The following is a 14,257-nucleotide window of genomic DNA, read 5'->3' as shown; positions in this document are numbered from 1 at the left end:
AATGAGATGGTGATGGAAGAACTGGTGCCCGGCTCCGAAGCCAGCAGCCAAAAAGCGGACGGCCAAGGGGAAGGCATAGTAACTACGAATGATTTCGTAGTAAACGTACGAATGTTTTCGTATTTGCAAAACAAAATATTTCCAAACTCAGATTTTTATTGTCTCACAGGCGCTTTACTCGCTTACCGCTGAGGGGCGCCACAGTTCGTCGAAATCTGTTCCAGCAGGAAGCGTAGCGTGTTTAAGTCGTTTTCACTGAGCCCGTTCAGGGCAACAGCCCGGTTGCTAAGCACTACGGGCTGCACCGCGTCCAGCGTATGCTGGCCAGCTACCGATACCCGTAGCTGGGTTCGGCGGCCGTCGTGGGGTAGGGGCTCGGCCAGCAGCAGCCCCCGCTCTAGCAGCAGCCGGATAATGCGTGCCACCGAGGCCTGATCCTTGAAAACCCGTTCGGCTATGTCGGTTTGAGTCAGGTCGTCGTTTTCCTGAATCACGCGCAATACCAGCCATTGGTCAATAGTTATGGCAATGCCCGCCCGGTCGATGTTGGCCTGGGCCATGCGGCGGTACTGCCGGATGGCTTTGTCCAGGGAGTAGAAAATGATGCTAGAGAGCATAGGAAGCTTCATGATATATCATAAAGATGTATGATATATCATGAAGGTTGCCTGGACCGGACAAATAAACGAAAGAGCCGGCAACAAAAAACTTCGCCTTCCATAAAAAACGCCTGCCCTGCCTTCCGGGCAAAGCAGGCGTGAAAGCCAGTCGTAACTGGTGAAGCTTACTGGCTGGCAGCAGCCCGGCGCTTTTCTTCCTCGGCCCCGGAGGCCCGGCGGCGGGCAGCGGCCACCTTCTCGTTGCCGAAGCGGTAGGAAAGCGAGGCCGTGACTACGCGCGTGTCCTGGGCAGAGCGGAAGGTTTCTTCCAGCACCCGGTAGCGCGCCGTCACGCGCAGGGGCGTGGTATAGAACAAGTCGGCGGCGTTGAGCCGGGCCGTGGCTTTGCCCCACGATTTCTGCACGCCCATGCCCACTTGCCCAAAGGACCGAACATCCTGAAAAGCAAACCGCTCCCGCGAGTTGTAGCTGCCGTTCAGGTCGGCGCTCCAGCCGTGGCCGAGCGTGAAAGCGTTATTCAGGCTGACCAGGGCCCCGGGGCGGGCGGCGGGTAGGGGAGAGTCGGCTAGTTCCCCTTGAAACTGAATATAGAATACCTCAGCGCTGGCATAGAGCTTCCACCAGGGAGCGGGCTCCAGCGGGGCCGTCAGGCTCAGGCTGTAGTACTCCTGGGTCTGCAGGTTTACATCAGTGGCGGCCACCAGCCGGTCGGTGTCCAGCAGGTAGGCACCCACGATAGGACGGTTGGAGCGGGTGTAGCTCAGGCTCGTGCTGTACTTATGCCGGAACGTATGGGTCAGCTCGGCCTGTACGCTGGTTTTGGGCCAGAGGCTGGGGTTGCCGGTGCGGTAGGAGGTAGCATCTACGTAGGACCGAAACGGATTGAGCTGGCTGTAGGTGGGCCGGTCGAGGCGGCGACTCAGGGCAAAGGCCAGCTCGTGCTTGTCCGACAAGGGCCGGCGCAGACTCAGATTGGGGAAAAGCTGGAAGTAGTGGCGCGCGAATGAGGCCTGGCCCACTTCCTGGCGACCAACGGCATTGGTTTGCTCGCCGCGCAGGCCCGCCGTAATTGTCAGGCCCGGCCGGGTGCGCGTCAGGCTAACATAGGCGGCGTTGATATTCTCGGAGTAACGGAACCGGTTCGTCAGGCCCGGTACGGGCTCAGTTACGCCGTTGCGAGTAAGCAGAAACAGCACGTCGTTATCTGAGTCAACGTGGCTGACTTTGGCGCCGGCCTCCAGGCGCAGGTTGTAGCGCAGGGGCCGCACATAATCGGTTTTAGCGCACCAGATGGTAAGCGTGCCGTTCTGGTCGGCGGTGAGCAGGCTGAACAGGAGGTTTGTGGGCACCAGGTAGGTAGTACCCAACTGCAGGGTCCGGGTAGTGCCGTAGCTGGCTATGTCGGCGTCGGCGGTCAGCTCAGGCGTACCCAAAGAGTCTTTCGCGAAGAGGTAGCGCAGGCTTAGGTTGGCGGCCAGGTTAGGTGTGAGCAGGTTGCGCTGGTTGGTGGAGGAGGAGCGGCTCAGGAGCTGGCCCTGCCCATCAAAAAAATCGGCCTTGTTGAGCGCATGCGAAGGCAGGCGGCTGCTGATTCCGCTTACCACCGCTCCCAGGGTAGTACGGGTGCCCAGGGAGTAGTCGGCCCCGGCCCGCCAGGTGTGCGACTGCAGGTGGCTGCGTACGGCGTTGCGCTGCTGGCTGCTGCTGGTGGCGGCTCCCCCCTCAGGCAGGTAACGACGGTTGAAATCCAGCTCCTGGTAGTTCTGCCGATCTGTGTAAGCGTAAGCCCCGAACAGGTTGAGCCCCTTGCGGCGGTGGTTCAGGGTCAGGCCCGTGGTAAACTTGCCATAGCGCCCCCGGCCATAGGCCGCGTTCAGGCTGCCATTGGTGCCCAAGCGCTGGTCTTTCCGGAGGTTGATGGCAATAATGCCGGCACCGCCCTGGGCGTCGTACTTGGCTGGCGGGTTGGTAATCAGCTCAATGGTACTTACCTGCTCGGTGGGTAAAGAGCGCAGCAGGTTGGCCAACTCGGCCCCGGTCATGGGCTGGCGCTTGCCGTTGATGAGTACCAGCAGGCCCTGCTTGCCGCGCAACGTCAGGTTGTCGTTGGCATCGAGGGAAACGCCGGGCGCGCGGCCCAGTACCTCCAGCGTGGTGCTACCGGCGCTGAGGCTGCTGTTTTCCACGTTTACGATGGTGCGGTCGGCCAGGCGCTCAAACGGCGGGCGCTGCCCCGTTACCGTTACCCCACCCAGGTGAGTGGCGGCGCTGGCGGGCAACACAAAAGCCAGCGGGGTGGGTAGCGGAGCCAGGGTTGCTTCCAGCGGCCCCAGCCACACGCGGCCGTGCCCCACCTGTACGGCCGAAACCAGGTAGCGGCCTGCTACCCCCGGCTCCAGCCGAAACTGCCCGGTAGCATCGGTGAATTCCGTTTTAACAACTACCGAGTCGGCGGCGCGGTGCAGCATAACCGTGGCGTACTCTACGGGGCTGCCGGTACTGGTGCGGACCGAGCCGCTAAGCGGGGCGGGCCGTACCTGAGCCCAGCCCGAAAATGGCAGCGCCAGCAGGCTGACTCCGGCCACAATAGTAAATCCGCTGGTTAGGCGGAGTAAGCGAAATTGCATAGATACACGTTCCGGTGGTTGAGAGAGACGGAAAGTGCAATAGGGGCTGGAGCAGAAAGCTGGCGCAGAGCAAAGCCAGCCATAAAGGAGGTAGAGGACAGGTTATTCGCTTCTTGCCGAACTGGTTAAGATTTGAATGCCGGAAGATAACAATAAACTACAGACATCATACAGAAACGGACGGGAGGGGCCTGCGCTACCCATCCACATAAAAAGCCCTGCCTCCGGGAGGCAGGGCTTCTGTGGTTTAGCAAGCCAGCGGCGGCCTGCGGTGGCGATACTACCGCAGGGCCTCCAGAGCCGCGCGCAGTCGGGGCAGGGCCGCCTGGATAGACTCCAGCGAGGCGCCACCCACCGACATGCGGAACCACGGAGCGCTGTGGTCGGTGCCGAAAGCGCTGAACGGTACCAGGGCCAGCCGAGCCTCACTAATGAGGTAGGAAGTCAGCTCCTTGGTGGTTGTGAGCACCTGGCCGCCGGGTGTGGTTTTGCCCAGCACATCCAGTTTGGCCGTGAGGTAAATGGCGCCCATCGGAATCATGGAGTCCACGGGCAGGCCATCGGCTTTCAGGGCCTGCAGGCCCTGGTGCAGGGCGTCGAGGCTGTGCTGCACTTTGTCCTTGAACTGGCCGAGAAAGCCATCCACTGCCTCGGTCTGGGGGAGGTAGCTGGCGGTAGCCACCTGCTCGGCCTTGGGAGCCCAGGCACCTACGTGGCCCAGAATGGCTTTCATCTTGTCAATCACCACCGCCGGCCCGAAGGCGTAGCCCACGCGCACACCGGTAGCGGCCAGGCACTTAGAAATGCCATCAATATAGATGGTGTAGTCGCGCAGCTCGGGGCGCAGGTTCACGGGGTCGTAGTGCTCGGTGGCCCCGAAGGTCAGCAGCCAGTAAATCTGGTCGTAGAGCAGGTAGAGGGGTTTTTCGCCAGGCTGGCGGCGCTGGTTTTCGGCCAGCACAAGGTCGCAGATGGCCTCCAGATCCTCGCGGCTGAACACGGTGCCCGTGGGGTTCAGGGGGGAGCACAACGCCAGCAGGGTCGCGCCTGCCAGGTGGGGGGCCAGCTCAGCGGCCGTGGGCATAAAGTTGTTCTCGGGACGGGTTTCCACCATCACGGCCTCCGCTGCCGACAGGTGGCAATAGTGGTTGTTGTTCCAGCTAGGTACCGGAAACACCACTTTGTCGCCGGGGTCCACCAGGGCCAGGTAGGTAGCATAGATGAGGGGCCGGGAGCCGCCGGCCACCAGAAAATCGTTGGGCGAGTAGGCCAGGCCCAGGCGGGTTTGAGTGAAGGCGGCCGCTGCCTCGCGCAGGGCGGCCATGCCGTTGGCCGGGGGGTAGTTGGTATGGCCGCTCTGGTAGGCGCGGGTAATTTCCGTTTGTAGCTCGGCCGGAATCGGGAAGATGCTCGGGTCGAAGTCGCCGATGGTGAGGTTGCAGATCTGCTCCCCCTTGCGAATCATATCGTTGACTTCGTTGCCGATTTTGATGATTTCGGAGCCAATCAGGCTGCCGGCCATTCGGGAAACTTGCATGGTCAGGTGTTGGTTTGGATCGGCCAAATATAGAAGGCCCCGCCGGTCCGGAGCCCCACCGCCCGAAAAACTCCTTAAAAACAGCTTAGTCAGGGCGTTTCCACCTCCACCCGGCGCGGCGCATTGGCCCAGAACCGGACGGTTACGGAGTCGCCGGGGCGTAGCTCCTGCACCCGGCGGCGGTGATTTTCAGCGTGTTCAGCCTGCAGGGTGTCGGGACCGTAGCAGTAGCGCAGCGTCAGGACGTGGGTGCTGTGGTCCAGCCGGTTGCGCACCACCAGGGCCCGGCGGGCTACCCCCTGCTTGCGCAGCCGGGCATCCTGGTACAGGCCAAAGATGAGGAATCCGAAAATGAGCATAACGCCCAGCACCCACAGCAACGCCCGGTTCGGATACGTAGCAGAGTTTTCGGCTGAAGGAGGGGTAGGAGCGGCCATTGCGGCAGAATAACCAAATTTGCAGGCGCAACATACTACAGGTTTACGCCTGGGGGCTGTGCACTACGGCTCACTTGTTCTGTTTTCATCTGATGATCAGCAAAACCCTTGAAATTTCCTCGCTCGACGCCCTGCCCCAGGCCGCCGAGCAGGTACGAGCGGCCATTGAGGGCCACTCCATTGTTTGTTTTGAAGGCGAAATGGGGGTCGGCAAAACCACCTTCATCAAGGCTTTGTGCCAGGCCTTGGGGGTAGCCGATGAGGTAAGCAGCCCCACGTTTTCGCTGGTAAACGAGTACCGCGACGCCCACGACCAGCCCATCTACCACTTCGACTTCTACCGCCTCGACAGCGCTGCTGAAGCCGAAGGAATCGGTGCGCCGGAATACTTCGATTCTGGCTATCTTTGCCTGATTGAGTGGCCCAGCCGCGTCGAGGCCCTATTGCCTTCAGATCGGCTGATCATCACGCTCAACGTTACCGGACCCTCCTCCAGGGAATTAATAATTAGTAATTAAGAATGAATAATTTGACTTCGTTTGTGGTTGTGCTGAAAGTCAGCAGCCTGTTGAAGTCGTTTTCATTCCTACTTATTAATTCTTGATTACTAATTAAACACAGAATGCCCGACGCAGTACCCCCCGGATTCGAGTCGCTGGCTACCAGCCGCGCTTACCTCACCCAGGAATCCATGCTGGCCGTGGAAACCCGGAAGCGGAAGCTGTTCATCGGGCTGCCCCGGGAAACCTCCCTGCAGGAAAACCGCATCTGCCTCACGCCCGAGGCCGTGAAGCACCTGGTGGAAGCCGGCCACGAAATTCTGCTGGAAAGCGGAGCCGGGGAGCCCAGCAAGTACTCCGACCACGACTTTTCCGAGGCCGGCGCTACCATCGCCTACTCTCAGAAAGAGGTGTTCGAGGCTGATATCATCCTGAAAGTAGCCCCGCCTACCTATGATGAAATCGAGTTCATGCGGGCCGGTCAGACCCTGATTTCGGCCCTGCAGTTCGGCACGCTTACCAGTGAGTACATCACCGCCCTGACCAAGAAAAAAATCAACGCCATCAGCTTCGAGCTGATCCGGGACCCCTCGGGGGCGCGGCCGGTGGTGCGGGCTATGTCGGAAATTGCGGGCTCTACCGTCATGCTGATTGCGGCTGAGTATTTGGCCCGCTCCAACGAGGGCAAGGGTGTGATTCTGGGCGGTATTACGGGCGTGCCGCCCTCGCAGGTAGTTATTTTGGGGGCCGGTACGGTAGCTGAGTACGCCGCCCGCGCCGCCACCGGGCTGGGGGCCGAGGTGAAGGTGTTCGACAACCACCTCTACAAGCTGCGCCGACTGAAGATGAACCTGTGCACCCCGCAGCTCTACACCAGCACCCTGGATACCTACGCCCTGAACCAGCAGATCCGCCGCGCCGATGTGGTGATTGGGGCCCTGAATGCCGAGGAAGGCCGGATTCCCTTCATGGTGTCCGAAGACGTCGTGTCGCAGATGGCGCCGGGCTCCGTTATCATCGACGTGAGCATTGACCAGGGCGGCTGCTTTGAAACCAGCGAGATGACCAGCCACAGCAAGCCCGTCTTCCGCAAGTACGACGTGATTCATTACTGCGTGCCTAATATTGCCTCGCGGGTACCGCGCACCGCCACCAATGCCCTGAGCAACATCTTCACGCCCATTCTGCAGGAAATCAGCCAGCACGGAGGCATCAATGAGGTGCTGTTCACCAACGAGCATTTCCGCTCCGGGGTGTACGTCTACAAAGGCTCGCTCACCAACGCCAGCATCGCCCGCAAATTCAACATGCGCTATAAGGAACTGGCGTTGATGATTGCGGTGCGGAACTAGAATCGCGGATTTAGACGGATTTTTCGGATTGCACAAATGGAGTGAGGGCAACCGGCCCGAATATTGCGCGAGGGATATATCTGTTTCCTTCTCACCATCTTCTATCCGTTTTTATGTTCCGAGCTATACTATTGCTTGCCGCTGGGTGCGGTTTGGCTGTTAATGCCGCTGCCCAGGCGCCAACCGCGCCACTTCATTCCGACCTGAGCACTGCCCGCTATGACCGCGCCGATACCTTACGGGCGGTAATGCACCTATTTGTGCAGCGGAGCAAAGCCACCCGGGGGTGGCTGCAGATGGGTACCAGTACCGTGGCTACGGCGGCCGTAGAGAAGGCTGCGCTTGCTTCCTCCGGCATGAAAAAGCGGGACAAGTCGTTTTATGAAGCGCGGCAGCAGGAAGCCAACGGCGACCTGCTGATTGGCGGGCTGGCCACCACCTACGGCCTCTTTCGCCTCAGCCGGTTTGGTCCGCAGCAGTATCAGCGCGTGACGGAAGCATACGAGCAAGGCGCCCCCCTACCTGCCTACCTAACCAGGAAGCTCAAAACTAAGTATTTCCGGTATCGGCCGTTCTAAGCAGGTCGCTATAAGCCTGCGCCCTACCCCGCCGCCAGTAGCAATACCTTCCAGGCGTCCGGCAGGCGGCCTTCTTCCAGTAGCTGCTTGCCCAGCTGCATCAGCTCCTGGCGCTGCTGGGTTGGGTCTTCCTGGAATTTGTTGAGCGTGTAGCTCACGATGGGTTCCTGACGGAAGGCGGTTACCTCTTCGGGCGAGGGTAGGGCATGCTGCTCGATGTTGGCCAAGCGGCCCAGGTTATTGCCGGTGAGGATATCGGAAGTGCGGATGTGCTCGGGCAGCTGATCAATACCGATGCCGAAGTTGCGGTTGGGTTTGGGCACCTCGAAGAGGCTGCTGCCCGAGGCGCGGGTGTACCAGTCGCCGCCGAGGCGGGCAATGGCGTCAAGCTTGTGCGGGTCGATGCCCACGCCGGAGGGCAGGACGATGTCCTGGCGGAAATGGGCCAGCACCACCCGGCAGATGACCAGGTTGCCGGCCCCGTTGTTGGTGCCCAGCTCCACCACCTGCTCCACTACGCACTCGAAGGCGGCCGGGGCTTCCAGCACCCGCGGCGGGCGCACCTGCTCACTGGCTACTTCGGTAAAACCGGCCTTCACGAACTCGTTCACGCCCTTAGCATACTCCGTGCTGGCCAGGGACATCTGCTCGACCATGGCGTAGTCGCAGATGTGAATGACGCACTCGGCCACCTCGCGCACGTTTTTCAGGGTGTGCTTCTGAGAGTTGTCACGGACGCGGTTGGCGGGCGAAAACACCAGGATGGGTGGGTTGGAGCCGAAGCAGTTAAAGAAGCTGAAGGGGCTGAGGTTGACGTTGCCCTCGGCATCCTGGGTGCTCACAAAGGCCACGGGGCGCGGAGCCACGGCGCCCACCATAAAGGCGTGCCAGTCGGGGGCTTTGAGGTCGGAGGGGTTGACGGTGCGGAATGGGGTAGGGGGGGTGGGCATGCGGGGTGGGAGTGAGAGCGGAACAGGGGCAGCCGAGGCGCCGAAGCAACCAAAAGTACGGCGTCGGCATCTGGTAGCCATACCTCCCTACCTTTTCCTATGCTGCGACTATTCCCGGTGCTGCTATTTGCTACCCTGTTTCCCCGCCTCAACCTGGCCCAAACCACCGCCGACACCGCCCGCCTGCGCCGCGACCTGGTGGCCCTCACCACTACCCCTGAGCCGCGCAACTATCTCCACGAAGCCAGCCTCAACCAGGCCGCCGACTACATCAAAGCGGAGCTGGCCGCCGCCGGAGCCCGGCCAACGGATCAGCCTTACGAGGTAAATGGCCGCACCTATCGCAACATTCTGGGGCACTTCGGGCCGGAAGATGGGCCGCGCATTGTGCTGGGGGCGCATTATGATGTGTGTGGGGAGCAGCCCGGCGCCGATGATAACGGCTCGGGCGTGGCGGCCCTGCTGGAGCTGGCGCGCCTGCTGGGCCGGCAGCCGCAGCTGCCCTGCCGCGTGGATGTGGTGGCGTACACGCTGGAAGAGCCGCCGTTTTTCCGGACCAAACAAATGGGCAGCTATATACACGCCCAGGCCCTGCACGCGGCCGGGGTGCCCGTGCGCGGCATGGTGGCCCTGGAAATGCTGGGGTACTACGATGACCGAAAGGGCAGCCAGTCCTACCCCTTTGGGCCGCTCAAACTGCTGTTCGGGACGCGCGGCAACTACGTGACTGTAGCTCAGAAATTCGGGAATGGCCGGTTTGGGCGGCAGTTTGCCCGGCGCTACAAAACGGCGGCCGCGCTACCTGTGAAGCGCTTCAAAGCCCCAGCCTGGCTGCCCGGTATCGACTTCTCCGACCACCTCAACTACTGGCACTTCGGCTACCCAGCCCTGCTGCTCACCGATACGGCCTTCTACCGCAACAAAAGCTACCACGAGCCCACCGACACCCTGGCCCGCCTGGACCTGCGCCGCCTCGGGCTGGCCGTAGATGCCGTGCTGGCCACCGTACTGAGTCTGTAAGTACCGGCCCGCGCCAACTCCGGGCCCTGGGGAGCGTACGCATCGGTATATGCTTGCCTTTTGCAGGCATTTCGGATGAAGAAAATACTACTTCTGCTCGGCGGTTGGGCACTGACTTTCAGCGGATACGGGCAAGCCACTCGCCTCAACGACCGAAATACGCTGGGCTGGATGGTGTACTCCGGCGACCATAAATTGGCCGAAAAGTGGGCTCTCCATACGGAGTACCAATGGCGCCGCGTGAACTTGCTGCGGGCCCCCCAGCAGCAACTGGCCCGCCTGGGGCTGGTGCGCACCCTAACGGCCCGCGTTACAATTTCGGGCGGCTACACCTACTTCCAGACCCACCGCTACGGCAGCTACCCCACCGTGCCCGCCCGACCCGAGCCGGAGCACCGCCTCTACCAGGATGTGTCGTTGAAGGACCCGCTGGGCCGACTGACGCTCACGCACCGCCTGCGCCTGGAGCAGCGCTGGCTGGGCACCCGCGCCGAGGAAGGGCAGGGCCCGGTGCAGGACTGGGTGTTTCAGAACCGGATTCGTTACCAGCTGACGGGGCAGTTTCCGCTGCAGGGGCCCACTGTGGAGGATAACGAGTGGTACCTGAATGCCTTCGACGAGCTGTTCATCGGCTTCGGCCGCAACGTCGGCGACAATGTATTCAACCAAAACCGACTTTCCGGGGGGCTGGGGTATCAGTTCCGGGATAACGCCAAAGTAGAGCTGAACTACCTCCACCAGATCAGCCAGCACGCCGAGCCGGACGCAGCTTCCGGAAGACCCGTGTTTGAAATCAACCAGGGCTTCCGCCTCAACGTACTCTACGACCTGGATTTCACCCGCGCGGCGGCCCGGTAGCCGCTCCACATTCTGCTCCCCCTATGAAACGACTTGAAGGGAAAACTGCCCTGGTAACTGGCGCGGCCCGCGGCATTGGGCGGGCCATTGCCGTGGCCTACGCCCGTGAAGGCGCTACCCTGGCGCTGCTGGATAAAGCCGGCCCGATCAGCACTACCACCGCCTACCCCGCCGCTACCCCCGAAGACCTAAGCGAAACCCAGCAGTTAGTGGAGCGGGAGGGAAGCCGGGCCTTGACTTTAGAGCTGGATATCCGCAACCTAGCGGCCCTGTGCACCGCCGCCCAGCAGATAGAACAGGAGCTGGGTGGCCTGGACATTATCGTGGCTAACGCGGGCATTCAGGTGTTTGCGCCCCTGCTGGAAATGACCGACGAGCAGTGGCACGACGTCATCGACGTGAACCTGACGGGCACGGCCAACACGGTGCGGGCGTTTGCGCCGCTGCTGGTAAAGCGAGGCAGCGGGCGCATCATCATTACGGCTTCAGGGCAGGGCAAGAAAGGCTTCCGGCACGGCAGCAGCTACGCGGCCTCCAAGTGGGGCTTACTGGGGTTTATGAAGTCGGCGGCGCTGGATTTGGGGCCGCACAACATCACCGTGAATGCCCTGGTGCCCGGCCTGATTGCCACCGATATGACCATGAACGACACCCGCCTGACGGAAGCCTACCGTGACTACCGCCCCCAACCCAACACGCCGCCTACCCCCGAAGAAGCCGCCAAGGTCCGGGCCGAGCACACGCCCTTCCGCCTGCCCTGGCTGCAGCCCGAAGACATGGCCCCCATGGCCGTGTTCCTGGCTACTGACGGCGCCGCCCGCATCAGTGGCGCTTCTTTTGATGTGGATGCCGGCGACAGTGCCCTGTTTACGGCGTAGGTACGGAGATTTTGGGAGGAGCGGAGGAGTAGGCGGCTTCTGGCACCATCCCTACCCAGACCCAGCCAGTTTGCACCATCAGGTATACGTCGTTGCCCTCGGGTTCACGTAGGTAGTGTGGTTTTGCGAGAGCCCAAGCTGGCCATCCACTGGGTAATCAAACGAATCCACAAGAACGTGCCAGGGGTATGTCTGCCATATCAGCTTATCTGCGCCGGGCAATTCCTGATACTCTGCTGGCAGGGGCGGGCCGTTAGGGCTGGGCGCACCGAAGATATGTTTGTACCGGTCCAGCTGGCTTTGGATAGCGGTTACTACCTGCGAGCTGTGCACAAACTCTGGTTGCACAATCCACACGGCCAAGTAAGAAGGCCCTGATAATGAAGTCAGGCTGTGCTGCCAATCGAAAAAATTCTTCAGCAAATGTTGAGCGGCCAACTGACGCACCAGCTTGGGTGGTTGCCGATGATGCCAGTGCCACGGGTGTAAGCCTAGTTTCTCATAGTAGTAATGACGCTCAGCCAACCCTGCTTGGTTAAATACGGCTGGTGTACTGCTTTGCTGCTGCAGGCGTCGTAAGCCGCGCCTGCCTCCCCGGACCTTCTTTCTGTAGCTATATCCCATCAATTCAGAACGTTCTTAGGATGCACACGTTAATAATAGTTGCTAAAATACTATATGTTTACTAAATAGATATAGTTTTTAGTAGTAACCCCTTACTCACCCGCTTATGTCCGTAACAGCCTGCCCCAAATGCGAATCGACAGATGCTACCAAAAGCGGGATTGTGGGCGGCCGGCAGCGGTACAAGTGCAAGAACTGTGGCTACCACTTTTCCGTAGCCAAGGCCGGCAAGGAAATCAACTCCTACTACGTCATCAAGGCTCTGCAACTGTTTGTGGAAGGCGTGAGCTACCGGGAAATTGAGCGGCTCTTGGGTGTCAGCCACGTTTCGGTGATGAACTGGGTGAAAAAGTATGGGGTAAAAGCACCTCGTCAGACCGAATACCATCCTACGTACAAAATACTGAATCAGAAGGAGCTTGCGGATTTTTTTCAGAAGGCTGAGAACCTGAAGGAGGCCGGCCTGATTGTAACGGAACTGGGCGATAAGTACATGATGATTCGCTGGGAGCGGTTTCGGCAGGGGTAGAGCTATAGAGCTTAGCAGAAGTATAACGTTTGCGTGGGTTCTGCGTTGGGATTTTTCTACTTGGGGCACCGGTCCGGCACTGTGATGGTGGCGGCCTACCTGCCCCGACCCATCCCAACCCTCAACCCCACCAAACCCTATGCGAAACATTCGCTACGCGTTGGCCGCCAGTGCTCTGCTGTCGGCAGTCGGTGCTACGGCCCAGGTTCAGCCCCCACCCGCCGGACAAACCCCTGCCCCCGCACCGGCCGCGCCCGCCCCGGTACCCGCGCCGCCCGCCCCGGCTAAGTCGGCACCCTACGGGGCCGGTATGAAGGTGAACCTCTCGCCCGACGGCTCGAAGTACCTGCGCTTCATGACCTGGCACCAGGTGTACACCCGCTACACCAAAAACAACGAAGGCACCACCCGCGCCCCCGGCAAAGAGCAGAAAGGCCAGGTTGATTTCGGATTGCGCCGCTCGCGCCTCGTGCTGCTGGCCCAGCTCAACCCACGCTTCGTGATTTACACCCACCTGGGCATCAACAACCAGAACGCGGTGGGCGGCGGCGCTACCGGCGAGGCCACTGGCCCCGGCAAAAAGCCGCAGTTCTTTATTCATGAGGCCGTTACCGAGTACAAAGTCAACAAGTACTTGAGTCTGGGCGCCGGCTTGCACTACCTCAACGGTATTTCGCGCCTCACCAGCGCCAGTACCACCAGCATTCTGCCCATCGACCTACCCCTTACCAACTTCCCAACCATTGAGCAGAGCGACCAGTTTGCCCGCTGGCTGGGCGTGTACGCCAAGGGCCGCATCAACAAGCTCGATTACCGCTTCTCCGTCAGTGACCCGTTCCTGACCAACCAGGCCAGCAGCCCCCTGAGCCTCGGCACGGCCACTACCGTGGGCGGTATTACTACAAACACCGGTACCGGTATTGCGCAGTATAATCCGCAGAATACCAGTCATGTGTATCAGGGCTACGTGAGTTATAACTTCCTGGAGCCCGAGGCCAACCTGCTGCCCTACTTCACGGGCACCTACCTGGGCACCAAGCGGGTGTTCAGCATCGGGGCGGGCTTCATGTATAACAAGGACGCCATGTACTCGCGCGGCACTGACAGCCGCATTACCTACACCACGGCCCCCGCTACCCTCGACCAGTTCGCCAACATCCCTACCCGCAAGCACGACATGAAGCTGTTTGGGGTAGATGCCTTCTATGATGTGCCCCTGGATACGGCCGCCCGCACGGCCATCACGCTCTACGGCGTGTACTACAACTACGACATGGGACCCAACCACGTCCGGTTCATCGGGCCCGAAAACCCCGGTTTTGGGGTTGTGAACGGGTTTAACGCCGCCGCCCGCGGCAATGCCGTGCCGCAGTCGGGTACGGGCAACTCCTTCTATGGGCAGGTAGGCTACCTGCTGCCCCAGAAGCTGTTCGGGCCGAAAGCGCGCCTGCAGCCCTACGTGGCCTACCTGCACAGCGACTACGAGTTCCTCTCTAAAGCCGCCAACGTCTATGACATCGGGGCGAACGTGCTGTTGGACGGGCACAATGCGAAAGTGACGCTGAACTACCGCGCCCGGCCTGATTTCTCGCGCACCAACTTCACTACGGGCCAGGTCAACGGCCTGGACTATAAGCCGGAAATCACGCTCCAGACCCAGATTTTCCTGTAATCAATTATCAGTTGCCGGCTGATAGTTGCCAGTGGCCAGACGGTTATGCCGGCACAGGCTGCCAACCAGCAACTA

At 60.7% G+C, this 14,257-nt stretch carries 13 protein-coding genes; 8 read left to right on the top strand and 5 right to left on the bottom strand.

The window, feature by feature from the left end:
• Positions 1 to 182: 182 nt before the first annotated feature.
• The 4 genes from FGZ14_RS06350 to FGZ14_RS06335 all read right to left on the bottom strand — a co-directional run bounded on the left by FGZ14_RS06350 (position 183) and on the right by FGZ14_RS06335 (position 5,221).
• Complete coding sequence (locus FGZ14_RS06350) at positions 183 to 617, bottom strand: MarR family winged helix-turn-helix transcriptional regulator (protein WP_139922344.1); 435 nt, start codon at positions 615 to 617, stop codon at positions 183 to 185.
• 167 nt (positions 618 to 784) lie between these two features.
• The gene (locus FGZ14_RS06345) at positions 785 to 3,247 is read right to left on the bottom strand and encodes an outer membrane beta-barrel protein (protein WP_139922342.1); all 2,463 of its coding nucleotides are present in this window, start codon (positions 3,245 to 3,247) and stop codon (positions 785 to 787) included.
• A 280-nt stretch (positions 3,248 to 3,527) separates the two neighbouring features.
• Positions 3,528 to 4,784 carry a pyridoxal phosphate-dependent aminotransferase gene (locus FGZ14_RS06340; protein WP_139922339.1) on the bottom strand — a complete coding sequence of 419 codons (1,257 nt, stop codon included), beginning with the start codon at positions 4,782 to 4,784 and terminating at the stop codon, positions 3,528 to 3,530.
• An 89-nt stretch (positions 4,785 to 4,873) separates the two neighbouring features.
• Positions 4,874 to 5,221 carry a hypothetical protein gene (locus FGZ14_RS06335; protein ID WP_139922336.1) on the bottom strand — a complete coding sequence of 116 codons (348 nt, stop codon included), beginning with the start codon at positions 5,219 to 5,221 and terminating at the stop codon, positions 4,874 to 4,876.
• 92 nt (positions 5,222 to 5,313) lie between these two features.
• Between FGZ14_RS06335 and tsaE the strand changes: the two genes are divergently transcribed.
• From tsaE to FGZ14_RS06320, 3 genes are all read left to right on the top strand, one after another.
• Entirely contained in the window at positions 5,314 to 5,739 is a 426-nt protein-coding gene (gene tsaE / locus FGZ14_RS06330; RefSeq protein WP_139922334.1) for a tRNA (adenosine(37)-N6)-threonylcarbamoyltransferase complex ATPase subunit type 1 TsaE, read from the top strand.
• 104 nt (positions 5,740 to 5,843) lie between these two features.
• Positions 5,844 to 7,073 carry an alanine dehydrogenase gene (locus FGZ14_RS06325; RefSeq protein ID WP_139922331.1) on the top strand — a complete coding sequence of 410 codons (1,230 nt, stop codon included), beginning with the start codon at positions 5,844 to 5,846 and terminating at the stop codon, positions 7,071 to 7,073.
• Between the two features lie 113 nt (positions 7,074 to 7,186).
• Positions 7,187 to 7,651 (top strand): hypothetical protein, encoded by a 465-nt coding sequence (locus FGZ14_RS06320; protein WP_139922329.1) that lies wholly within the window; start codon positions 7,187 to 7,189, stop codon positions 7,649 to 7,651.
• A gap of 23 nt (positions 7,652 to 7,674) precedes the next feature.
• Here the strand turns inward: FGZ14_RS06320 and FGZ14_RS06315 are convergent, their stop codons facing one another.
• On the bottom strand, positions 7,675 to 8,601 hold the full coding sequence (locus FGZ14_RS06315) for a flavin reductase family protein (protein WP_139922327.1): 927 nt from the start codon (positions 8,599 to 8,601) through the stop codon (positions 7,675 to 7,677).
• Between the two features lie 99 nt (positions 8,602 to 8,700).
• Here FGZ14_RS06315 and FGZ14_RS06310 point away from each other — a divergent pair, with 99 nt between their 5' ends.
• The 5 genes from FGZ14_RS06310 (at position 8,701) to FGZ14_RS06290 (ending at position 14,182) form a co-directional block, all read left to right on the top strand.
• Positions 8,701 to 9,621 carry a M28 family peptidase gene (locus tag FGZ14_RS06310; RefSeq protein ID WP_139922325.1) on the top strand — a complete coding sequence of 307 codons (921 nt, stop codon included), beginning with the start codon at positions 8,701 to 8,703 and terminating at the stop codon, positions 9,619 to 9,621.
• A gap of 75 nt (positions 9,622 to 9,696) precedes the next feature.
• Positions 9,697 to 10,479 (top strand): DUF2490 domain-containing protein, encoded by a 783-nt coding sequence (locus FGZ14_RS06305; RefSeq protein WP_139922322.1) that lies wholly within the window; start codon positions 9,697 to 9,699, stop codon positions 10,477 to 10,479.
• A gap of 23 nt (positions 10,480 to 10,502) precedes the next feature.
• A complete protein-coding gene (locus FGZ14_RS06300; protein ID WP_139922320.1) occupies positions 10,503 to 11,357 on the top strand; it encodes an SDR family NAD(P)-dependent oxidoreductase in 855 nt (284 codons plus the stop codon).
• 730 nt (positions 11,358 to 12,087) lie between these two features.
• Complete coding sequence (locus tag FGZ14_RS06295; protein WP_139922318.1) at positions 12,088 to 12,510, top strand: IS1 family transposase; 423 nt, start codon at positions 12,088 to 12,090, stop codon at positions 12,508 to 12,510.
• Positions 12,511 to 12,649: 139 nt separating this feature from the next.
• Entirely contained in the window at positions 12,650 to 14,182 is a 1,533-nt protein-coding gene (locus FGZ14_RS06290; RefSeq protein ID WP_257883360.1) for a hypothetical protein, read from the top strand.
• Positions 14,183 to 14,257: the final 75 nt, after the last annotated feature.

It is taken from the genome of Hymenobacter sp. DG01 (assembly GCF_006352025.1).
Taxonomy (GTDB): domain Bacteria; phylum Bacteroidota; class Bacteroidia; order Cytophagales; family Hymenobacteraceae; genus Hymenobacter.
Note: the sequence above shows the minus strand (reverse complement) of the source record. Positions and strands in the feature narration are given on the sequence as shown.